Origin of the sequence: Methylocucumis oryzae (genome assembly GCF_000963695.1) — a bacterium.
GTDB lineage: Bacteria > Pseudomonadota > Gammaproteobacteria > Methylococcales > Methylomonadaceae > Methylovulum > Methylovulum oryzae.
The window spans coordinates 15,552-37,629 of the sequence record NZ_LAJX01000047.1 but is presented as its reverse complement, the minus strand read 5'-3'; the positions used below and the strand labels follow the sequence as shown (position 1 = coordinate 37,629).

The following is a 22,078-nucleotide window of genomic DNA, read 5'->3' as shown; positions in this document are numbered from 1 at the left end:
ATAATATCGAACTGACCGGATGTTAGCTGGTTTTAGTTAAAGCTAATTGGCAGGAAATTGTAACAAGGGTGCGTTATGCACCCTTGTTCGTTTTCGCATGAAACAACATAAATGGAAAAAATATGAAGAATTGCTTGATATTGACAGTGGTGCTGACGCTAACAGGCTGTGCGTCGTCTCCTCAAGACTTTTACGAATTACCGGCAGGCTTAAGCCAGATAACGGATGCCTCGGTGTTAGCTTGCCAATTTGATAAACAAGTGACAACCGCTAAAGATAAACAACAATCTCATTGGTATTTATGGCGTGCGCCTATGCGTATGGAAACCCGTGATGAACTAACTCAGCAAGGCGAGCTTTGGGAGCGCAATAACCAAGCTCAGATGTTTTACACTAAATTATTTTTCAATGAGAAAACCATTGTCGAGTTTGTGCCGGGCGATTTAGCCGCATTAGGCAAGTCACCGTCATGGCCGCAATTGCATTCACTGATTGATCCCGCCGTATTAGGCAAGCGATTGCTGTTAACCCAGGAACAACGTATTGGCGATACGCAAGTCCAACATTATCGCGGCAAACTGCAACAAGCCGAGATTGAATTGGCTTGGCTACCTAATATGCAATTACCGCTACGCTTGTGGAAAAAAATGCCCGAAGAAGAACTGGTATTAACCCTTAAGACGTGCGCACAAACATTGCCCGTGCAACCCATTAGCCAAACTGAACTGAGTCAGTTTAGGCATTTGGATTACACGGATTTTGGCGATATGGAGGACGACCCGCTGGTGAAGCGTTTAGAAATGTTAATAGGCGAACACCAGCACAGCGGGCATTAATCAATAGCTGCGTTGTACCGAAAACTTGGCTAATTGAATCAATGCCGTTTTATAGTCCGATTCAGGAAGATTAGCTAACGCGTCAATCGCTTTAAGTGCTTGAGCTTCGGCGCATTGTTCTGTGTAAGCAATCGCTTGAGTGCGTTGTACAATAGCATACACATCGTTAAACGCCTCGCGATTGCCGTCTTTAATGGCAGCAATAATAATAGCAGCCTCTTCTGCACTACTGTTTTGTATCGCATAGATTAATGGTAACGTTGGCTTACCTTCCGCTAAATCATCGCCTAAATTTTTGCCTAAGTCTTCTTGGCTGGCCTTGTAATCTAACGCATCATCGATTAACTGAAACGCAATGCCTAAGTGTTGGCCGTAAGCGGCTAACTTTTCTTCTGTTTCATTATCCGCATTGCTTAAGACAGCACCTAAGCGCGTAGCGGCACTAAATAAAATAGCGGTCTTACGGGCAATGACTTCTAAGTACTTAGCTTCTGTTGTTTCTGGATTATTGCAATTTAATAACTGTAATACCTCACCTTCAGCGATAGCGGTAGTCGTTTTGGATAAAATCTCCATGACTCGCATATTGTCGGTTCGTACCATCATTTCAAATGCACGTGAATACAGATAATCACCGACTAAGACGCTAGCGGCATTACCCCAAACCGCATTCGCAGATTCTTTACCGCGTCTTAACTCTGACTCATCGACAACATCATCATGTAATAAGGTTGCCGTATGGATAAATTCAATTACAGCCGCTAGCAATAAGTGATAATCACTCATTGGACCTAACGCCTTCGCGACTAGCAACAATAACATAGGGCGTAAACGCTTGCCGCCATTACCGACAATGTAATGACCCATTTGGTTAATTAAAACGACATCAGAACTCAGCTCGTTAATAATCAGTTGATCTACAGCTTTTGACTCTATGTTTGTCAGGCCCTTGATAGAATCGAAATCGATAAGTTGAGAAGAATTTAAGCTAGAGGGTTGGGTGTGCAATGCCATTAGGAAATCTACTAAGAGTTGGATGGTGTTTGGATTGGTTTTCTAGGCTATGTCTATGAATTTAGCTGTTTTTAAGCTATTATAACGTAATTAAACCTAAGCGCCCATGCCGTTTGATAGGTATATTTACCTATACTTAAATAAACCTCGCTATTTTAAAGACTTAGAATCTTTCATTGACAGAGTTTTGTTTTATAAATTAGAATTAACGGTTTACGTTTAACAGATTAATGCTTTGACGGAGCTTACGCACATGTATGCGGTAATACAAACAGGTGGCAAACAGTACCGGGTTGAAGAAGGTACGACCTTAAAAATAGAAAAACTCGAGTTAGGTACTGGCGACAGCGTTGAATTCGATAAAGTCTTGATGGTTCATTCAGGCGACTCAATTAAAGTGGGTATGCCCTTTGTAGAAGGTGGTAAAGTCACCGCTACAGTTTTATCACAAGGCCGACACAAAAAAATTAAAATCATTAAATTCAGAAGACGCAAGCACCACATGAAACACATGGGTCATCGTCAATATTACACAGAAGTCCAGGTCACTGGCATTTCTGCATAAAAACAAGGAGTTAAACAATGGCTCATAAGAAAGCGGGTGGTAGTACTCGAAACGGTCGTGACTCTAATGCGAAACGCTTAGGTGTTAAACGTTATGGTGGTGAACAGGTCGCAGCTGGCAATATCTTAATCAGACAACGCGGCACACAATTTCATGCAGGCGTAAACGTGGGTTGTGGTAAAGACCATACGTTGTTTGCCTTAACTGAAGGCAAAGTACAGTTTCAAATCAAAGGCCCTGATAATCGCCAATACGTTAGCGTTATTGCCGCATAGTGCGCGCAGTTTTTGCTAAGTAAACAAAAAAGCCCTGCCTTGGCGGGGCTTTTTTGTTTATACAGTTTGTAGCTAAATAAAAATATGAAATTTGTTGACGAAGCAGAAATTAAAGTGGAAGCCGGTGACGGCGGCAATGGCGCAATAGGCTTTAGACGGGAAAAATATATTCCGTTAGGTGGCCCCGATGGTGGTGACGGTGGCGATGGCGGAAGCGTTTACCTTGTCGCAGCGGAAAACGTTTAATACACTGGCTGATTTTAGATTTCACGCCGTGCATAGAGCCGAGCGCGGTCAAAATGGCAGTAGCCGCAATTGCACGGGTAGAAAAGGCGAAGATTGCTTCGTACCGGTACCATTAGGCACCTTAGTCAGCGATGCCGAAACAGGCGAAAAAATTGGCGATTTAACGCGTAGCGGAGAAACCTTATTAGTCGCAAAAGGCGGGTTTCACGGCTTAGGCAATACGCGTTTTAAAAGCAGTATTAACCGGGCACCACAAAAAGCCACTAAAGGCACGCCTGGCGAACATAGATTTTTAAAGCTAGAACTCACGTTAATTGCCGATGTCGGCTTGCTCGGTATGCCTAATGCCGGTAAATCCAGTTTAATTAGAGCCGTTTCCTCTGCCACGCCTAAAGTTGCCGATTATCCATTTACCACTCTCTACCCTAATTTAGGCGTTGTCCGGGTAGATGATTTACGCAGCTTTGTCATCGCCGATATTCCAGGGGTTATCGAGGGTGCTGCTGAAGGCGCGGGATTAGGCGTACAATTCTTAAAACATTTATCGCGCACGGGGTTATTATTGCATTTAATCGATGTTGCGCCTTACGAAAGCCAAGATACACCCGCCCAAGCCGCGCAAAAAATCATTCGCGAAGTCGAAAAATGGAGTGATGAATTGGCTAATAAGCCTAGATGGCTAGTATTCAATAAAATCGACCGGGTGCTGGACGAAGAACTGGACGAACACTGCCAAGCCATTATCGATGAACTGGGCTGGACCGGCCCGGTATTTAAAATAGCCGCTATTAATAGCACCGGTACGCAAGCATTAATGTTTGCCATTATGTCATTTTTAGAAGAGCAACGACGTCAACATGAGCAGAACTGAATTTGCAACCGCTAAACGCATCGTTATAAAAATAGGCAGCTCTTTACTCACCAAAGGCGGGCGCGGCCTAGATAAAATCTCAATTGCTGCCTGGGTAGCCCAAATGTCAGCCCTAAAAGCTCAGGGTATTGATGTCGTACTGGTCTCGTCAGGCTCAGTAGCAGAAGGCATGAGCCGATTAGGCTTAAAAACTCGCCCCACCACTTTACATGAACTGCAAGCTGCCGCTGCCGTTGGTCAAATGGGCTTAGTCCGAGTCTTTGACGATAATTTCCAGCAACACGGGCTACACGCCGCGCAAGTCTTATTAACCCATGATGACTTATCAGACCGCCAACGTTACTTAAATGCACGCAGCACACTACTTACGCTGATAGATTTTGGTGTTATCCCCGTCATCAACGAAAACGACACCGTTGCTACCGAAGAGATTCGCTTTGGTGATAACGACACCTTAGCTGCCTTAGTTGCTAATTTAGTCGAAGCTGATTTACTCATCATCTTAACCGACCAACAAGGCTTATTCACCGCCGATCCTAGCGTCTATCCCGAAGCAGAATTAATTTCTGCCATCAGCGTAAACGATGCGCGCTTAGAAAAAATGGCCGGCGGAAGTCGTAGTGGCCTGGGGCGCGGAGGCATGACGACTAAGGTACGCGCCGCTCGCTTAGCCGCCCGCTCAGGCGCCGGAACCATTATTGCTGCCGGTACCGTCAACGATGTCATTAACACTGTCATGCAAGGACATGAATTAGGCACATACATTATCCCAGACATCGCTCCGTTAATCGCTAGAAAACGCTGGCTAGCCGGACAATTGCAAGTTAAAGGTCATGTTGTAATAGATGCTGGCGCTGTTAATGTATTACGCAACGAAGGCAAAAGCTTACTAGCAGTTGGCGTTAAAACCCTATCCGGCACGTTTCAACGCGGTGAGCTGGTGTCTTGTATCGATGAAGCGGGTATTGAAATAGCGCGCGGCTTAATTAACTACGACTACAACGACGCTAACCTCATTATCGGAAAAAGCAGCACATTATTTGAAAGCATCTTAGGCTATGCCAATGATGAAGAATTAATACATAGAGATAATATGGTGCTAATGTAGAGTATCGAGTACCCGTTTTGATGCTCTACAAAACCATGCTTTTTACTTAAACTCAGAACGACTCGAACAAGCATGATGCGCGCCGCAAACTCTTCCATTACACTACCAGCCGTCAGCTTAAACGTCCAATCAATGACCACACCCGCACTGCGTAATGCTTTTGCTGTCCATGTATTGCAAGTATTAAAAAAATAATAACGCCCCTGCCCTAAGTAAAACTCACTATCACCATAAATACCGCGCCGCAACGCTGTTATGACACCGGCTTTGTTGTGTGCAAAACTTGCCGCTAAAAACTGTTGTAACGAGCTCAGTTCATACTTAGCAAGACAAGTACTGACGATAGTATCGCCGACAAAATACTGCTCGGGCGCGTCAGGAATCGCGACCACATGCAATACTGAGCCTTTAGACCAAAATAATGCTTGCAGCGTTAAGCCCGTCGTAATTTCTTGTGCTTGATAAAATCCCTCATCGCCCCATCCGATTTCATAATACGCTGGCTCGATAAAACGCCGCTTAAGCTCAGGAACAGCAGCATTTAATATCACACCCGGAACAATCAACCCAGTATGCCAACCATGACTAACCACCGAAATTTGATAGACGCGAGAAATATCAATGCTGGCAACGGCTGGCTGAACAACACTTGGCTCACTAGAGCAAGCCGCCAGCAACAAACACAAAATACGTGGTAAATGGCCAATCATGCCAACTAAACCGCATTCGCTACCCTTAAAACAAATACAACTAACCAGTACTTTCTGATTCATAAACCGTTGTTAATTTTTCACAAAGCATTTGACTGGCAGGAGATACCGTCACTCTCTGCCAAGGAATCCTGCCAAAAAACCATAAACGCCAAAACCATAACTGCGTGTTTGGCTGTTTGTGCAATAACTCGGCAAATGTTTCAAGCTTGCCGATTTCTATAGCTAACGCGTTAGCAAACGCATCATAAACTAATTTAGAACAAAACAAGCGCTTAGATTCGTAGCGAAAGCCTAAATGATAAAACCGCCCCATTTGCTTATCACATTCGCGCCTTAATGCTTGAATATCTTGTGGAGTTAATGGATTCAGGCAACGCCTAACCGTTACCCAGCCGTTATCAGTACGCGCTAAATAGCATGCCAATGGCGTATATTTCGCAACAGGAAACGTGCTTTCAGCGACTAACCAACCTTGTTGCTCATCATAAAAAGCAATCCCCATATGCGAGGCGCGTGAACCTGTTGCCGCTGCCACTCGTCGATAAAGCGGATTAGGAATCGATAAGAAAATCAAATCACCGTCTTGTAGCTGCATAAATACCTCAAAATTAATCAATGTTTAATTAATAGCATAATAATGCTTGTGTGCTCGTGTCAAGCAGGTTTAATTGCTAACGGTATTTTAAACACGGATACACTGTTACCAAACCAACATAACAGCTAACGTTTACTGCAACACAAGTAGCGCACTGCTCGAAACATCGAACAGCACTGCTCAAACAAATTATATACTTATGTATATAATTTGTTTGGCATTGTAATTGAATCTTTTTAAAAGCTAGACATAAAAATACGGTATTAAACGTAGTTATTTAAAGAAAATACGGCAAATGCCTTACTATCAGATAAACACCCTCAACGCTTTTTCCCCTAAGCAAACGCCGAGTTAAAACTAATTACTCGTAACGTCATGCACTTATTACTTGAATTCACGACTCTTTTTAACGTCTTTTTCAGAAATTTGCTACAAAAACTCAACATAGACACAGCCCCCAAATATACTTAAGCCATTGTTTATAAATAAACAATTATAAAAAAACCTACGTTTAAGCAGATTCACTCATTATTCCTTGGCACTAAATTTGCTGTTAGCGTCATTGAATCAGCATTTAGCTGCTTCAGCAGTCGGCATTACTACCGAATTGAACTTTACAAACAGAGGAACGATGAAAATGAAACAATCGATAAAACAACTGAGTTCTATTTTAGCCGTCTCGGCAGTGCTGGCATTTTCTGCCATTACACCCGCCGAAGCAGCCCCTAAGACGTTTAAAGACGGCGTCTTAACGTTTGATTTTGCACCTGATGTCTGGGGCGTCATCATGAGCCGTGCCGGTAATGCGTATAACGGTGTAGATAGCAATGGTCGACCAAACGATGAACATTGGCAGCAAGACACATCTGGAACTAACAACATGGTTTTCGATAACGGTCTAAAAGGAATTATTGAAGGCGATGCGTATAACACGCGTGACTTATATCTGGATGACTACTTTACCGCCGAGGAAATCGCACCATTGACCGCTTATCAAGTCATCGGTCAGTCCAAAAGACTAGGCGCTTCAACGTTAGCATTTAACTTAATTTATCTGCATAACTTTAACCCGTTACTCACCGATGACGCGGTCAACTTAGTGGGTATTCACCGTTTGCCTTTTAGCGAACCGTGGCCAAAACCGCCGTTCAAAGTCTTCCCATACGGTGTTACTCCGACAAAATCAGCTAATGATAACGGCGGCCGCAACCCACAAGCAACCACAGCCATGTTTGATGATTTTGACCCGTTAGCGACGTTTACCGGACAAATTGGCTTAGGCGGTGCTTTTAGAATGTTTGGTCGTTGGGGCCAAGTATCTGTAGGTGACTTAGCCTTACGCTATGACCCACTACGCTCTACCGTCAACGCCTATGACCGCACAACCGGTCTGCCATTGGGTGGTAAAGAAGGTACTGACGGCTGGTATTTCACTGCCCACATGAATTTGACCTCTGAATTGGGCCTTAAAGGCACTCCAGCGTTTGAAACGGCTGATACTAAAGTGAAAATTACAGGCGACAAATTTGTATTAACCGGCAATATCGTATTAACACCGTTTTGGCGTGGTAAAGAAGGCCCTAACGGCGTAAGAAAAGCCGGAACATTCCGCTTAGTTGCGAAATTAATGCCAGCACCATAGCCCCCCCCCAGAATCCCTGATAACAAGCAGGCAGAATCAAAATCAATATTGCCGTCTTATAAAGACTTTTGCCTAATCATCGGCAACAGCTATAGACACCTGAGAATTCTGCCGTGTTCTCACCCATAACCACGAGAAGCCTAATGTTAGTAAAAAAACCGTTTACTGTAACTAGAAATAAACTATCCACTGCCCTCCAGTCTGCACTACTGATTGGCTTGACATTATCAACTGCGAATGCTGTTGCTGAAGGCGAAACCACCCGGCTTAGCCTTAGCTCCGATGCAAAGAAGCCGTTATTACCCGCAACGGCAGTTGGCGCCCTGCCTTCAGCGCCGATAACCGTTACGTGGTGTTCCAGTCAGACGCGACTAATCTGGTAGAAGGCGATACCAATGCATTACTTGATGTTTTTGTGCGTGACCGCTTAACGAATAAAACGACGAGAGTCAATGTCGCCTCTGACGGCACACAAGCCATGGGCGGAACGAGTAGGCAGCCCACGATTAGCGCGGATGGCCGTTATATCGCCTTTAATTCCGGCGCGACTAATTTAGTTCCAAACGATCTCAATGTTAGAAGCGATATTTTTATCCGTGACACCGTAACCAAAACCACTACACGTATTAGCGTCGCACCGGATGGCTCTGAAGCAAATCATAGCAGTGCCATGCCGTCTATCAGCGCTGATGGTCGTTATGTATCATTCAGATCGACCGCGACCAACTTGACCGCAGACGTCGATACCAACAATGATAATGATATTTTTGTTCGCGACCTTAAAACCAACACCACGACAAAGGTTAGCGTCTCTTCTGACGGCGAAGGTGCGAATGCGGGTTGTTTTAAACAATGGATTAGCGCCAACGGTCGCTTTGTGGTGTTCCAATCTGGAGCGTCTAATTTAGTGCCTGGCGACACCAATGATAGAGACGATATTTTTGTCCGTGACCTTGACAACAACACTACCGAGCGAGTCAGCGTATCCACTGACGGCGTACAAGGCAATAATGGCGGCTGGCACCCCGTCATCAGTGCTGACGGTCGTTATGTGGCGTTTTGGTCTGCCTCTTCCAACTTAGTTGAAGGCGATACGAACTTTATTGAAGATGTTTTCGTTCATGACCGCGAAACCCATGAAACCACACGCGTCAGTGTCGCCAATGACGGTACAGAAAGAAGAGGAGCAAGCGAAACACCATCGATTAGTTACGATGGTCGCTATGTCGGCTTTAGATCCTGGTCTGCTTTCACGCCGAATGACGATAACGGCGTCGATGATGTTTACGTGCATGACCGTTTAACGCATACAACCAGCTTAGTCAGCGTCACATTAGACGGTACGTCCGGCACAGGCCCTGGCGGACGCTTCGGTGCAGGCATTAACACCAACGGCAGCCGAGATGCTATTATCAGCCCTGATGGTCATTATATGGCGTTTAAATCATTAGTCACCGACTTGGTGGAAAATGACAAAAATGGCGGCGCGATTGTCAACGGCGTAGTCACGCCGGGTATTGATGTTTTCTTGCGTGACCTAACCCTGATTAAAGATGAAACAGCCAACTTGTCAGTCACTCAAAGAACAAGTCCTGCTAAAGCCAAGAACGGTAAACCGTTCAGCTTTATCGCAACAGTCACCAACAACGGTACTGATGCGGCTACCAACGTCAACTTGACTAACGTGTTCTTAGGCAGCTACGGTGCAGACCTGGTATCGATAGAGCCTAACCAAGGCGAATGTATGAACACAAGCCCTGCAATATGCCGACTCGGTACGCTTGCTGCTGGCGAAAGCGCGACCGTTACTGTTAACCTCAATGCTACCGCCAAAGGCACGGTCAACAACCACGTCAGCGTTAATGCCTCACAAAAAGACCCTTCTGCTAAAAACAATATTAGTAGCAAGGCTATTAAAATTAAGTAATTAACACCGGAGTCCAAAACATGTTTTGGACTCCATTCCCCCCCTGTATTCCCGCCTTTTTAATCCCCACATCTCGCTTATTGCCTACCTATTATTTTCTACCCAGCATCAAATGTGATAGCTCAATCATAGATACGCATTCCCACGCTTCGCGTCACTGCCATTAACTTAAGCAATATATCCAAATAATCAATGACTTGCATATTGTGTTTATGAAATATTCTTCCGTAAGTCGGGTTACTTCTTGCATGACCCAAATGGACGTGGAGAATCCAGATAGTGCAGGGGCAACTATCTGTCCATGCCGTAACCCGACACAACGCTCATTATTTGATTTTTAATATTTATCTCTTAACTGTGGGCAGTGACGCGAAGCGTGGAAACCAGAAAAACAACCATTGTTTGATTAGCGCCAAAACTACGTCATGTAAATAATAACATTTTGTTATCTAGTTAATTTTTAATAATTTTTTAAATTGGTAATAGTTGTTGTGTTAAAAGACTTCAAGGAATAATAAAAATCTCTATACTCAGAGCGTTACGTTTTATCGACTACTCTGTTTATAGAAGAAAAAAATATTAATACACACGGAAAAACCCATGAAGCCTAAAAAACATGATCGAATTAATGGAACAAGAATTGGCGCCTCCGCCTAATCCCCCGCTAGTTTCTAGTGACGGCATGGGTTGGGAAAAGCTGCAATTTTACTATTACCATCAGCCAGCCAGTGCTATTCAAGAGCATGTTCAAACCCATTATGTTATTTGCATTAATCTTGGCAATCCTGTTGTGGTAGAAAAGAACATAGACGGCAAGCAACACATTTTAGATGAACTGAAAGGCGATATGAGCATATACCCCGCTAATACCAGGCAGTCATTTCAATGGAATAAAAATGCCGAATTTTGCCAAATACTGCTGCAACCATCGGTATTATTTGATGCCTTGGATGAAATTTTTCCCACTCAAAATATTGAGTTTCATCCTGATATAAAAACAAAATCCGACCCAATTATTACTCATCTTGGGCTTTCACTAAAAAATGCCGTTGAAACCAACGGGGCAAGCAGTAAACTCTATGCCGATAGTATCGCTCATGCCTTAGCGATTCATTTGGCAACGCAATATGCCAGTGGTGGTAACCCACTTATTTTAGACAAAACCAAAAAAAGCGGCTTAAGTAAGCTTCAACTAAGTCGTGTGTTGGATTATATCCATAGCTATTATTGCTCAGACATCAGCTTGTCTGAATTGGCTAAAGTTGCTTACTTAAGCCCTTACCACTTTTCACGATTATTTAAAGAATCGACAGGGCTATCACCTAACCAATATCTTATCGAGTTCAGGATGAAAAAAGCTAAACAACTACTGCTAGAAGACAAAATTTCTATCGCAGAAATCTCCCAAAATGTCGGCTTCTCTAACCAAAGCCATCTAAATTATCATTTTAAAAAGCTATACGAACTATCTCCTAAAGAATTTAGGGCAAAAAAATAGCAAGTTTTTGTATATTTTGCGCAGGTTTTTAATAGTTTGCTATCTGTAACGCCGCTTAAAATGCGAACGACATCCTCATTTGGATGTACATCCTTTTGTCTTTAAAACAGGAAGATAGCAATGAAACCGATAAGCAAAATTCTAGTCCTCGCCACTTACGCCATTAGCGCTTATGCCGTCCAAGCGGCACCGGTTAACAAAATAGTCGGCAATTGGCATTTAGATGAAACTCGCGGGCAAAAAGCCTTTGATTCATCAGGTTACAATAAGCATGGACAATTAGGTGCAAGCAAAGCAGCCGATAGTTTTGACCCTGTGCGAGTTGCGCGCCGCTTTGATAATGCCGCCTTAAGTTTCTCTGATGGCCAGTTTGTAAAAGTGCCGCACGCCAATAACTTACAGCCACAAAAAATTTCTGTTGAAGCCTGGGTTAAACCAGGTACCGCACCCGCATCAAGCCTGCCTTATATACTGGCAAAAGGCCAACAAAACTGCAGCTTTGCTAGTTACGCGTTGTATATTTACAACAAAGACAGCGATGAACAAGCACCTAACACCGCACATTTTTATGTAGCGTATGCCGATGGCAGCGCAGAAGGCACTTATGTGGAATCGCCGGTAGATTCACCAGACATTTTAGACGGCAACTGGCATCACTTAGTCGGTACCTATGACCAAACCGCCGTCAGACTTTATGTTGATGGCGTAGAAGTCGGTACAGGCACACCACATACGGCACCGATACCTTACGACATGTTTACCAACAAAGACCTCTATATTGGCGACTATGACGGCGATGCCAATTCATGCGACAACTACAACGGCAATTATGTCGGCGAACTTGATGAGGTTAAAGTTTGGAGTAAAGCACTGACGGCTGAAGAAGTGGCTAAGCGTTATTTGGGTGATTAAGAAATAGGCTTGGTTTCTCGTTCCCACGCTTTGCATCACTGCCATTAAGTTAAGGAGTATAGCCCAATGATCAATAACTTGTGTGTTGTGAAATATTCTTCCTACACAACGCTAATCATTTGATTCTTAATGCTTATCTATTAACTTAATGGCAGTGACGCGAAGCATGGATACGAGAAGAAAAAAGCCGGGTTACGCTAACCCAGTCTACATGAATGCTTTTAGCCTTGGCACAGCGGATAGTAAGGCAGCCGTATAAGACTCTTTCGGTGACTGACACACAGTAGCGGTAGGCCCTTGCTCGACGATTTTGCCTTTATGCATGACGACGGTCCAATCGCTTAAATATTCCACGACACCGATATTATGGGTAATAAACAATAAGGTTAAATGCCGCTGTGCACGTATCGTTAACAACAATTCTAAAATTTCAGCTTGTACCGACACATCTAACGCGCTGGTAATTTCATCACAAACAATAAATTCTGGATTTAAACATAAGGCTCTGGCTAAGCCTATGCGTTGACGTTGACCGCCGGAAAATTCATGCGGATAACGCCATAGGTGATCAGGACTTAATTGCACACTGGTTAACAGCTCCGCAGCCAGTTCTAAACGTTGCTGTTGGTTTTCGCCTATGCCGTGTACCTTCATCGGCTCGGTTAATGTGGTCGCGATTAACAACCTGGGGTTTAACGACGATTGCGGGTCTTGAAACGCAATTTGCATGTACTTGCGCAATGGTCTTAACGCCCTTCCCGATAAACCTGTTAGGAGTTGGTTTTTCAGCCGAATATTACCCGATGTCGGTTTTTCTAATTGCAATAACGCACGGCCTAATGTGGTTTTGCCGCAACCGGATTCACCCACTAACGCCAAAATCTGCCCTGGATAAATGGCTAGCGAGACATCGTCAACGGCGCGTACATAATCGACAGTACGTCTAAACAAGCCTTTCTGAATAGGAAACCAGACATTTAAATGCTCAATGTCAATCAGCGGTTGTGTTGAAGCTTTAGCGTCGTTAGGCACTGTAACCACTTGTGTTGGCTTGGCTAAGTTCTCTGGTAACGAATTCAATAACGCTTGCGTATACGCATGTTTAGGCGCGCGTAAAACGTCAGAACACGTACCGACTTCGACCAGTTTGCCATAGCGCATCACGCCTATGCTGTGCGCCATTGCTGATACTACACCAAAATCATGGGTAATAAACAACATGCTCATGCCCAAATCGCGCTGCAAGCTTTGTAACAGCTTTAAGATTTCAGCTTGTACCGTCACATCTAACGCGGTCGTCGGCTCATCGGCAATTAATAAATCCGGCTCACACGCTAATGCCATCGCAATCATAACCCGCTGGCGCTGGCCACCGGATAATTGATGGGGGTAAGTGCGTAAGCGTTGCTCGGGATTAGGAATTTGTACTTGCGTCAGTGCCGTTAATGCTTTTTGTTCGGCTTGCTCAAGCGTTAACTCAGGCTCGTGGAGTAACAGCGCTTCGGTAATTTGCTCGCCTATCGTCATAACGGGGTTTAACGATGACATAGGTTCTTGAAAAATCATCGCAATACGACTACCGCGCACCGCTTGCATCTCAGTTTCGGTTAACGCCAAGATATTTTGGCCTTGAAAAATAATCTCGCCATTAGGGTGACTCGCAATAGTTTCAGGCAATAAGCGCATGACCGATAATGCCGTGACCGATTTACCGCTACCCGACTCTCCGACTAAGCAAAATGTCTCACCTTTACGCAAGGTAAAACTAATGTCGTCTACCGCTTTAACCAAACGACCAGCACTTTGTAAATGCGTGCTTAACCCGCGTATGTCTAACAAGACGTCACTCATGGTTAAGCCTCGCTGTCATTGGCTAATTTGGGGTCAATAGCGTCACGGAAGGCCTCACCGATTAAGTTATACGCAAATACTGTAAAAAAAATCGCCCCGCCGGGAAACACCGCCATCCACCAATTAAACGTTGACGACTTCACCGCTTGATCCAACATTTGTCCCCAAGATGGCGCATCAACGACACCTAAGCCTAAAAAGCTTAGCGTCGCTTCAGCTAAAATAGCACCCGCCACGCCAAAGCTTACCGCTACTAATAAAGGTGCAATACCATTCGGTAACATGTGCCTAAACAATATCGACGGTAACGGTAGCCCCGCCGCAATAGCCGCTTGTACATAATCTTGTTTACGCAGTTTTAAAAACTCACTGCGCACGAACCGCGCATAACCGGTCCAGCCGGTAACCCCTATGATAACCATCATCATGTATAAACTACGGCCAAAAAAAGCCACAAACGTTAGCAATAAAAATAACGTCGGAATATCCTCAAATATCTCCAATAGGCGCATACCCAGCATGTCAATGACACCAGAAAAATAGCCCATTAAACCACCAATGATTACGCCTATGACCAATGCAATACCGGATGCGATTAAGCCTATGCTCAGTGAAATCCGGCACGCATGAATCATACGGCTTAATACATCCGCACCGTTTTCTTCCGTACCCATCAGATGCCAATGACCTTGGCTGGCAAACGGAGCTTCTAGTCCTTTGCTGTTTATATCGCGTAAATAATCGGTAGGTGCATACGGAATCGGTGGCATAAGACGCCACTCAGCCGTACTAAAAGGCGGGCTTCTAAAATCATCATAAATCACTAGCGCAGGCGGCTTTACCAATGCATTAGCTAATAAGACAATGACGACGCAACCGGCTAACCATAGCCAAAACCGTTGCGCCATAGGCTGTTTCATCATTGCCAACAAACCAGCTAATAGCGCCGCACCTAATAACACGACATCTTCAACCGATAAATAACTTAACACCGGTGCAGATAACTCGCCCTGATTCAGCATTAGCAAAGGCATGGAATTGGCCAAAAATGGCGCAAACACGGCCGCAAAGATTAGCAACGCTAACCACGATAAACTTAACGTGACGCCAACACCGGCTAAAGTTCTACGCCAAACTAACGCAGGATAAGAAAAGCGTGACAGTACGGGCTTAGTCATACGTCACCCTTGGATCGGCTAAGGTGTAACAAAAATCGGCGATTAAATAACCCACTAAGGTTAAAAAGCCGCTCACCCAGGTAATCGATAATACTAATTCACGGTCCCGGCCTTTAACGGCTTCTACGGCTAGCTGTCCCATGCCATTAATACTAAAAATATTTTCAACAATCAGCGAACCGGCTAATAGTCCAGGTAGCAAACCTGCCGACACAGTAATTAATGGCAATAAACTATTGCGAAACACATGCCGCCATAACACATCATCTTCTGCGACGCCTTTAGCTCTGGCAGTACGGGCATAATCGGCCGATAAGTTTTCTAACACAGCGGTACGAGTTAATTTTTGCCAATGCGGCAAAGCTACCATAAGACAAACACAACACCGGTAAAATCAAATGCCAAAGCCTGTCTAGCAAAAAGCCTCGCACAAAGCCATGCTCATCCCAATGCGGTAAAAAAGGCATATCTAACGCTTCCCGGCTGCTAATCCCCGCCGTCGGAAACCAATTAAAATACTGTACGTTTGCGAAAAAGCCCAGTAATAACACACCCGCTAACATCGTCGGAATAGACCATAGCGCTAACATCGCAATACCCGAAGCTACGTCAAACGAGCCGCCACGATGTTTCGCCGAATACACGCCGACTAAAATCGCAATCACATACGTCACCGGAATGGTTAGCACATTCAGCAACAACGTGATGGGTATGCGTTCGGCCAAAATATCCGCTACCGGTCTACCGTATTGAAAACTAGTGCCTAAATCCATGCCTTTGGTAAAAGAAAACTCGCGTTCACCGTGCTCATGATTGACAAACCCTACCGGTGACACATTATTCAACCAACGCAAATATTGCATAGGCGCAGGTTGGTCTAAGCCATAACGCTTATTGTAATAATCCAATAAGGCTTGTTTCTCCTGGGGTTTCATATCCATACCACCGATTAGCGATTGTGCGCTAATACCACCCGGAGACATAGCCATGACGGTAAACACCACAATGGTAATGCCCAACAACGTCGGTACCATTAACAACACTCGGCGTAATAAATACGTCAACATAACAAGGCTCCGCTATTGGCTATATTTTTGCGACGCTAACGGCACATAGTTTTCTAGCGGCAATGAGCCAAAATTAAGTCCTAATTTAGTCATGGTTAAGTTTTTAATCCGGTTATCAATGAATAACAAACTCTTGCGCCGCATTAAAAACGTATAAGGCTGGTCTTGATACAACACGCGTTCGGCTTGACGCCACAATGGCATACGCTTGCCTTCATCAACGGTAGCGCGGGCTTGCTCAATTAATTTATCAAGCTCAGGATTTTTATAATTAATGAAATTATCGCCTTTACTTATCGCTTGCGAGCTATGAAACATTTGATATAAATCGGTTTCTATGCCACTAGTCCAGCCTAAGGTAATCGCATCAAAATCTTTTTTTATCGATATTTTCTAACATGACAGGCCATTCCTGCGGCGTAGGAATCATTTTTATACCGGCTTTAGCATATAAATCCTTTAGCAGTAACACTAAGCGCTTAGTGTCTTCATTCGCTTCAAAATACGTTAACTTAAATTCAAACGGTAGCCCGGCGTTGTCTTCTAACACGCCGTCGTTGTTCTTATCTTCGTAACCCGCTTGTTTTAACAAGGTTTTTGCTTTTGCTAAATCGTAAGAATATGGCATTAACTGAGCGTCATGTTGTTTACTAATCGGGCTAAACGGACTGACGGCGGGTTCGGCATAAGCCAAATAAATGTCTTTAATGATGCGGCTAACATCGGTTAAATAAGTCATCGCTTGTCTTACCTTAGCATCGGCAAAACGAGTAGGCTTGCCTGCACGTTGCTGATTCCAAGCAATATAACTATAACCGACTACAGGTGGCATATATTCAAAATGCTGGCTTTTATCTAAGAGTTGCTTATCCGTTTTTAGCGCTTCGTACTCCACGGCTCGCGCTGAATACGAATCGATACCGCCATTGCGAAACGTGGTGAGTCTCGCGCTATCGTTTTGAATAATTTTCCATAAAATGCGGTTGTACGGTGGTTGCACATCCCCCCAATAACGCTCGTTACGCACCAGTTCGATATTGCCTTTATCAGGCGTCCACAGTTTCGCATCCGTTAAGCGATAAGGACCTGTGCCTAATAACAAACCTTTAGACCCATTAAACTGCTGTGGTTTGGTTAAATAGTCGCTATAAAAAGTGCTTAGCCAAAAATATTCATGCCACCGGCTAATGACAACGCTTCAAAATAAGGCTCTTTAAACGTGAAAACGACTTCGTATTGACCATTGGCCTTAACGCTGTTGATTTTTTCCAAATAAGCCCGTTCGCGAGGCGCTTGAATCGCCTCGGTCATAATAAAATCGTAAGTAAAGACGACATCATCAGCGGTTAACGGCACGCCATCGGAAAAATGCACATCTTCGCGTAATTGAAAGCGAATAGTTAAGCCATCAGCACTGACTTGCCACGACTTAGCAATCAATCCTTCCCAAGCTAAGGTTTCGGGATCGCGATTAATTAAACTTTCTAATACAAAACCTTGCACATTGGCGGCGTAAGCATCCGACGATACCAGCGGCGTAATGGTTTTTATATTAGTACCAAACGCATCAACACTCCAATCGCCTTGGGCATAGTCTGGTAATTGACTGGCTTGGTAAGCGCGTTTAAACGCAGGCGCAACGCTGTTCTGTGATGTTTTAGCCGCATTCGTGCGTAACGGCGCATTAGCCAACGCAGCGTTTAACTCTCGCATCGCTTTCGCTTGCTCGGATAGCGTTGTCTCTATATCTGATAGCTTTAGCCATTGCCTATCGATTTGATACATGGTCAAAATCAATAACAAAACTAATATAAACAATAAACTATAAATAATCCGATCATGTACGGTGAGTTGTTTCTGCATCGCGAAGTCAAATCTCTTAAGTTAAAAACAAAGAACTCGTTAGCTCTTGGTAAAATACCGGCTTGCAGGTTAAGCATACCATAAATGCTTCACCAGCAAAGTAACCAGTGCGCGGTTGAAAACACTAGACACGACTGCTGGCGTAAGATACTTTAAACAAAATAAACAATAACAACACGGGGAAAATCCATGGGTTTCATGCAGGGTAAAAGAGTATTAATCGTTGGCTTAGCCAGCAACCGTTCTATCGCTTGGGGAATTGCTCAAGCCATGTACAGAGAAGGCGCTGAACTGGCCTTCACCTTTCAAAATGAAAAATTACAAAGCCGCGTCGTCGAAATGGCCGCCGAATGCGAATCTAATATTACCATCGAGTGCGATGTCAGCAGTGACGAGCACATTGATAATGTGTTTAAAGTATTGGCTGAGCATTGGGATGGCTTAGATGGTATCGTGCACTCGGTAGCCTTCGCACCCCGCGAAGCCTTAGATGGTGATTTTATTAGTGCTACAACGCGGGATAATTTCCGTATCGCTCATGATATTAGCTCCTACAGCTTTACTGCCTTAGCAAAAGCGGGACGTCAAATGATGGCAGGTCGTAATGGCTCTTTATTAACCTTAACCTATTTAGGTGCAGAGCGGGTTATTCCTAATTACAACGTCATGGGTGTTGCTAAAGCCAGTTTAGAAGCCAACGTGCGTTATATGGCCGTTGCGTTAGGTGAAGAAGGTACGCGCGTCAATGCCATTTCAGCCGGCCCTATTAGAACCCTAGCCGCCTCTGGCATTAACAATTTTAAAACCATGTTAAGCAAAGCCGCTGATAGCGCTCCGTTAAAACGCAATGTCACGATAGAAGAAGTCGGCAATGTCGCCGCGTTCTTATGTTCTGATTTAGCTTCAGGTGTGACTGGCGAAATCACTTATGTTGACTGTGGCTATAACATCGCTGGCTTAGCGGCTATGTAAACAAATTTCTAATGGCGCAATAGCGGTAAGGTATTGCGCTCTAAAAGATGGTTATCTCCTTGCGACTAGTAATCTTAAGAAATCAATATGTTAACAAGCATAAAAATTGAAAAGCTCTTTGATATTTTTGATTACAACATAGAGCTTAAAAAACAAGGGATAACCATTTTGACAGGGCCTAATGGCTACGGAAAAACTACGATATTGAAAATATTGGAGGCTTTTGCTAGCCAAAATGGTTATTTTTTTACTAAGATTCTGTTTTCAAAAATTATTTTAACGTTTGATGGACATGATACTGCTACGATAGAAAAAGAATCCAGCAAAGACATACAGTTAAAAAATTAATGGATCAGATTCCGGGCAATGGCATGGCAAATTTTCTCTTAGCAAAAAAGCAATTGAAAAGATTTTGCGGAAAGGCCCATTTCGACAGTTTGGAAAAAAATACCTGGATTGATATAGTTTCGGATAAAGCTTTCGACCAAAATTCACTTTTGGAACATATTGGATTTCAATATCCTGAGCTTGTTACTGAATTTCAATCAAATGAGGCGCTTGAATTACCAAAATCTAAAATTCCTTCAATTTACTTCATACGAGAACAGCGTTTATTGCGCCCAGTATCAAATGACAAGATTAGGAGTTGGAAGAATTTGAGCATGTTAGCATCTATTGAATCTGAAATAGATGGTGAAGTGAGTGCCTTTAGTCAAACTATTGAAGAGTATGCCAAGGAGTTACGTGAAAACATAAAAGAAACCCTAGCTAAATCTTCACAAATTAATCAAGAACTTGATAGCAGCTTTCCCCGTAGGCTTTTTGATCAGCAACTCGATATATCTGAACAAGAATTTACTCAACGTTTTGATAAAGTTAAAGACATTCAAAAAGCTCTGAGTGAATTTGGCCTTTCTGACGTAAAAGAGGACAACCATCCGACCTATAAGAAAGAAAATGCCAAAGCTCTTTGTGTTTATATCGAAGATACCGAGCGTAAATTAGCCGTTTTCTCAAGTTTACTTGAAAAGCTAAAAGCGTTTACTGAAATATTAAATGAACGAAGATTTACCTTTAAACGCATTGACATTTCAAAAGACCACGGCTTTAAATTCAGTACTCATCAAGGTACAGAACTCGCATTAACCGATTTATCTTCGGGCGAACAACAAGAAGTCGTTATTTTGTATGAGCTTTTATTTAAAGTGAGGCCAGGTACTTTAGTATTAATTGATGAACCTGAATTATCTTTGCACGTAGTTTGGCAAAAGCAATTTTTAGATGATTTGTTCAAAATAATCGAATTACAAAAAATTAATATCATTATTGCAACTCACTCCCCGCAAATAGTAAATGAGCACTGGGAGTTAACAGTAGACTTGGAGGAGTTGCAGGATGCAGCGCTATCTCAATGAGTCGGATGTTATCGGAAGTATCACCTTACAGTTACATCACCCTAATACCAAACACAAACTATGGGTTCTTGTCGAAGGAGAAACGGATCAAAAGCTTTACGGCAACCTGATTACCGGTAAAAACACTGTAATCGAAAGAGTTCATGGTGGTGTAACGGCTTTACGAAAGGCAATGGCAGCGCTAATTATCAAATCGCCTAGAATCATTGGCATACGAGATGCCGACTTTTTACACTTGAATGGACAACAAGAAATCATTGATCGGTTATTTTTAACTGACGCGCATGATGCAGAAATGATGATGGTTGCTTGCGATAAAGCTTGGCAACAAGTCGTTGCGGAATATTTACCTGAAAAACGTACTGATTTTGCTCAACTACGCTCTGATTTATTACTATCCCTTAGATTTCTAGGTGGCCTACGCTGGCTGAATGATTCTCAACAGTTGGAGTTAAATTTTAAAGCTGGAATTACGAATTTTTATGATGCTGAGAATTTAGCGATTCCAAATCAGATGAAGTGCATTGAAATCATCGCTAGTTGTTCGCCAAATAAAACAGATATTCCAACAGAGCGTGACATCTCCGAGAAAATTATGGCTATTACCGATGACTATAATTTATGCCAAGGTCATGACTTTGAATGCGCTTTCTCTTTGCATGTGAAAGCAAAAACAAATAAGGGTATAAGCGATACAGATGTTGGCAAAGCTTTGCGCTTGGCATATCGACTCGAGGATTTTGTAACAACTAGCCTTTACCAACAACTTAAAAATTGGGAATCAGAAACAAGAAATATGCTGTTTTAACCATGTTGCTCAATAGGGTATGTGACATAAACAACATCAATCCCGCCACGCAACCCCTTCGCTAACAGCCTAATAGCTCAGACTTATTGCATTCTATAAACAAATAGCTACAAAATCTTGAAGGGAACTGCCGTTATAGTTTAAGCCCTGATTTCAAAAGCCCCCACCTCACCGAACCATCCTAGCCTTAGAGTAGCGTTTAAGCCTTGTTTTGCCAGAGACAATAGTATTCTTATTAACGAATTTGCCTTGAAGGCCTAAGCAAGCATGATCCCGTCCAATCGCGTCGGAGACAATTTTGACTCCAAAGAATTTGTTAGTGCCGTTGGCCCGCACCGCATAAAGTCCAGTGCCGTCATAACGACTACAGAACGTATTTTGCAAAGTGCAGACATAATTGGTGTAGTCATATATACCTAATCGAGTGAAAGATTCGTAAAGGTAACTCACTTGGTTAGTAGCGGGTGAGGTAGTCGTTGATAACCATGTACCACTCAGCTTATCCATAATAGCTTGGTTGCTTTGACTATCCAGAAGCCGGTAAGCATCCGTGGCTTTTTGGTCGATTTGCTTGGTGTTGGGGTCTAGGCAATAATCCTCGCGAGCCATTACGACTTGCGGTAGTAGAACTACCACGACAAGCATCGCTATCATGCTAGTCATAACGTAGCGAGCCAAGAAAGCTGGGTATTTAATGCGAACCACGATTGCCCCCTAAAACG

Annotated in this window: 23 protein-coding genes and 1 pseudogene; 13 read left to right on the top strand and 11 right to left on the bottom strand. The window is 43.5% G+C overall.

Annotated elements, in window-relative coordinates; genetic code table 11:
* The first annotated feature begins 122 nt into the window (after positions 1–122).
* Positions 123–836, top strand: a complete 714-nt coding sequence (locus tag VZ94_RS05675) for a putative periplasmic lipoprotein (protein WP_045778494.1) — start codon at positions 123–125, stop codon at positions 834–836.
* Here VZ94_RS05675 and VZ94_RS05670 read toward each other — a convergent pair whose 3' ends face one another.
* Complete coding sequence (locus tag VZ94_RS05670) at positions 837–1,850, bottom strand: polyprenyl synthetase family protein (RefSeq protein WP_045778493.1); 1,014 nt, start codon at positions 1,848–1,850, stop codon at positions 837–839.
* 253 nt (positions 1,851–2,103) lie between these two features.
* Between VZ94_RS05670 and rplU the strand changes: the two genes are divergently transcribed.
* The 4 genes and pseudogenes from rplU (at position 2,104) to proB (ending at position 4,915) form a co-directional block, all read left to right on the top strand.
* Complete coding sequence (gene rplU, locus VZ94_RS05665; protein ID WP_045778492.1) at positions 2,104–2,415, top strand: 50S ribosomal protein L21; 312 nt, start codon at positions 2,104–2,106, stop codon at positions 2,413–2,415.
* Between the two features lie 17 nt (positions 2,416–2,432).
* Positions 2,433–2,690, top strand: coding sequence for a 50S ribosomal protein L27 (gene rpmA / locus VZ94_RS05660; RefSeq protein ID WP_045778491.1), 258 nt, complete (start codon positions 2,433–2,435; stop codon positions 2,688–2,690).
* Positions 2,691–2,774: 84 nt separating this feature from the next.
* A pseudogene (gene cgtA / locus VZ94_RS05655) lies at positions 2,775–3,807 on the top strand (Obg family GTPase CgtA).
* Positions 3,794–4,915, top strand: a complete 1,122-nt coding sequence (gene proB / locus VZ94_RS05650; protein WP_045778490.1) for a glutamate 5-kinase — start codon at positions 3,794–3,796, stop codon at positions 4,913–4,915. Before cgtA ends, proB begins: the two are co-directional and overlap by 14 nt.
* Here the strand turns inward: proB and VZ94_RS05645 are convergent.
* Both VZ94_RS05645 and VZ94_RS05640 read right to left on the bottom strand, forming a co-directional pair.
* The gene (locus VZ94_RS05645) at positions 4,864–5,688 is read right to left on the bottom strand and encodes a TIGR02117 family protein (RefSeq protein WP_204369061.1); all 825 of its coding nucleotides are present in this window, start codon (positions 5,686–5,688) and stop codon (positions 4,864–4,866) included. The genes proB and VZ94_RS05645 overlap by 52 nt on opposite strands.
* Positions 5,666–6,223, bottom strand: coding sequence for a YiiX/YebB-like N1pC/P60 family cysteine hydrolase (locus tag VZ94_RS05640; protein WP_045778502.1), 558 nt, complete (start codon positions 6,221–6,223; stop codon positions 5,666–5,668). Before VZ94_RS05640 ends, VZ94_RS05645 begins: the two co-directional genes overlap by 23 nt.
* A 631-nt stretch (positions 6,224–6,854) precedes the next feature.
* Here VZ94_RS05640 and VZ94_RS05635 point away from each other — a divergent pair.
* The 4 genes from VZ94_RS05635 to VZ94_RS05620 all read left to right on the top strand — a co-directional run bounded on the left by VZ94_RS05635 (position 6,855) and on the right by VZ94_RS05620 (position 12,202).
* On the top strand, positions 6,855–7,865 hold the full coding sequence (locus tag VZ94_RS05635) for a hypothetical protein (RefSeq protein WP_131655477.1): 1,011 nt from the start codon (positions 6,855–6,857) through the stop codon (positions 7,863–7,865).
* Between the two features lie 349 nt (positions 7,866–8,214).
* A complete protein-coding gene (locus tag VZ94_RS05630) occupies positions 8,215–9,792 on the top strand; it encodes a CARDB domain-containing protein (RefSeq protein WP_109867658.1) in 1,578 nt (525 codons plus the stop codon).
* 616 nt (positions 9,793–10,408) lie between these two features.
* Positions 10,409–11,290, top strand: coding sequence for a helix-turn-helix transcriptional regulator (locus tag VZ94_RS05625; RefSeq protein WP_045778488.1), 882 nt, complete (start codon positions 10,409–10,411; stop codon positions 11,288–11,290).
* 120 nt (positions 11,291–11,410) lie between these two features.
* On the top strand, positions 11,411–12,202 hold the full coding sequence (locus VZ94_RS05620; protein ID WP_045778487.1) for a LamG domain-containing protein: 792 nt from the start codon (positions 11,411–11,413) through the stop codon (positions 12,200–12,202).
* A gap of 207 nt (positions 12,203–12,409) precedes the next feature.
* On the opposite strand, the gene VZ94_RS05615 is transcribed toward VZ94_RS05620, so the two are convergent.
* From VZ94_RS05615 to VZ94_RS30260, 7 genes are read right to left on the bottom strand one after another with little or no spacing between them, the layout of a single operon-like run.
* The gene (locus tag VZ94_RS05615) at positions 12,410–14,053 is read right to left on the bottom strand and encodes an ABC transporter ATP-binding protein (protein WP_045778486.1); all 1,644 of its coding nucleotides are present in this window, start codon (positions 14,051–14,053) and stop codon (positions 12,410–12,412) included.
* Between the two features lie 2 nt (positions 14,054–14,055).
* On the bottom strand, positions 14,056–15,231 hold the full coding sequence (locus VZ94_RS05610; RefSeq protein ID WP_045778485.1) for an ABC transporter permease: 1,176 nt from the start codon (positions 15,229–15,231) through the stop codon (positions 14,056–14,058).
* Complete coding sequence (locus tag VZ94_RS26835; RefSeq protein WP_239649663.1) at positions 15,224–15,559, bottom strand: ABC transporter permease; 336 nt, start codon at positions 15,557–15,559, stop codon at positions 15,224–15,226. The genes VZ94_RS05610 and VZ94_RS26835 overlap by 8 nt, the downstream gene beginning before the upstream one ends.
* A complete protein-coding gene (locus tag VZ94_RS05605) occupies positions 15,513–16,298 on the bottom strand; it encodes an ABC transporter permease (RefSeq protein ID WP_204369059.1) in 786 nt (261 codons plus the stop codon). Before VZ94_RS05605 ends, VZ94_RS26835 begins: the two co-directional genes overlap by 47 nt.
* A 12-nt stretch (positions 16,299–16,310) precedes the next feature.
* Positions 16,311–16,616, bottom strand: coding sequence for a hypothetical protein (locus tag VZ94_RS26830; protein WP_204369058.1), 306 nt, complete (start codon positions 16,614–16,616; stop codon positions 16,311–16,313).
* A 49-nt stretch (positions 16,617–16,665) separates the two neighbouring features.
* On the bottom strand, positions 16,666–17,400 hold the full coding sequence (locus VZ94_RS30265; protein WP_204369057.1) for an ABC transporter substrate-binding protein: 735 nt from the start codon (positions 17,398–17,400) through the stop codon (positions 16,666–16,668).
* A 56-nt stretch (positions 17,401–17,456) separates the two neighbouring features.
* Complete coding sequence (locus VZ94_RS30260; RefSeq protein ID WP_204369056.1) at positions 17,457–18,161, bottom strand: ABC transporter substrate-binding protein; 705 nt, start codon at positions 18,159–18,161, stop codon at positions 17,457–17,459.
* 189 nt (positions 18,162–18,350) lie between these two features.
* Between VZ94_RS30260 and VZ94_RS05595 the strand changes: the two genes are divergently transcribed.
* The 4 genes from VZ94_RS05595 to VZ94_RS05580 all read left to right on the top strand — a co-directional run bounded on the left by VZ94_RS05595 (position 18,351) and on the right by VZ94_RS05580 (position 21,356).
* Positions 18,351–19,133 (top strand): enoyl-ACP reductase FabI, encoded by a 783-nt coding sequence (locus tag VZ94_RS05595; protein ID WP_045778484.1) that lies wholly within the window; start codon positions 18,351–18,353, stop codon positions 19,131–19,133.
* A gap of 87 nt (positions 19,134–19,220) precedes the next feature.
* On the top strand, positions 19,221–19,481 hold the full coding sequence (locus tag VZ94_RS05590) for an AAA family ATPase (protein ID WP_045778483.1): 261 nt from the start codon (positions 19,221–19,223) through the stop codon (positions 19,479–19,481).
* Positions 19,481–20,548, top strand: a complete 1,068-nt coding sequence (locus VZ94_RS05585) for an AAA family ATPase (protein ID WP_052700241.1) — start codon at positions 19,481–19,483, stop codon at positions 20,546–20,548. Before VZ94_RS05590 ends, VZ94_RS05585 begins: the two co-directional genes overlap by 1 nt.
* Positions 20,529–21,356 carry a hypothetical protein gene (locus VZ94_RS05580; RefSeq protein ID WP_045778482.1) on the top strand — a complete coding sequence of 276 codons (828 nt, stop codon included), beginning with the start codon at positions 20,529–20,531 and terminating at the stop codon, positions 21,354–21,356. Before VZ94_RS05585 ends, VZ94_RS05580 begins: the two co-directional genes overlap by 20 nt.
* A 168-nt stretch (positions 21,357–21,524) precedes the next feature.
* Here the strand turns inward: VZ94_RS05580 and VZ94_RS05575 are convergent, their stop codons facing one another.
* Positions 21,525–22,019, bottom strand: a complete 495-nt coding sequence (locus VZ94_RS05575; protein ID WP_045778481.1) for a hypothetical protein — start codon at positions 22,017–22,019, stop codon at positions 21,525–21,527.
* Between the last annotated feature and the right edge of the window lie 59 nt (positions 22,020–22,078).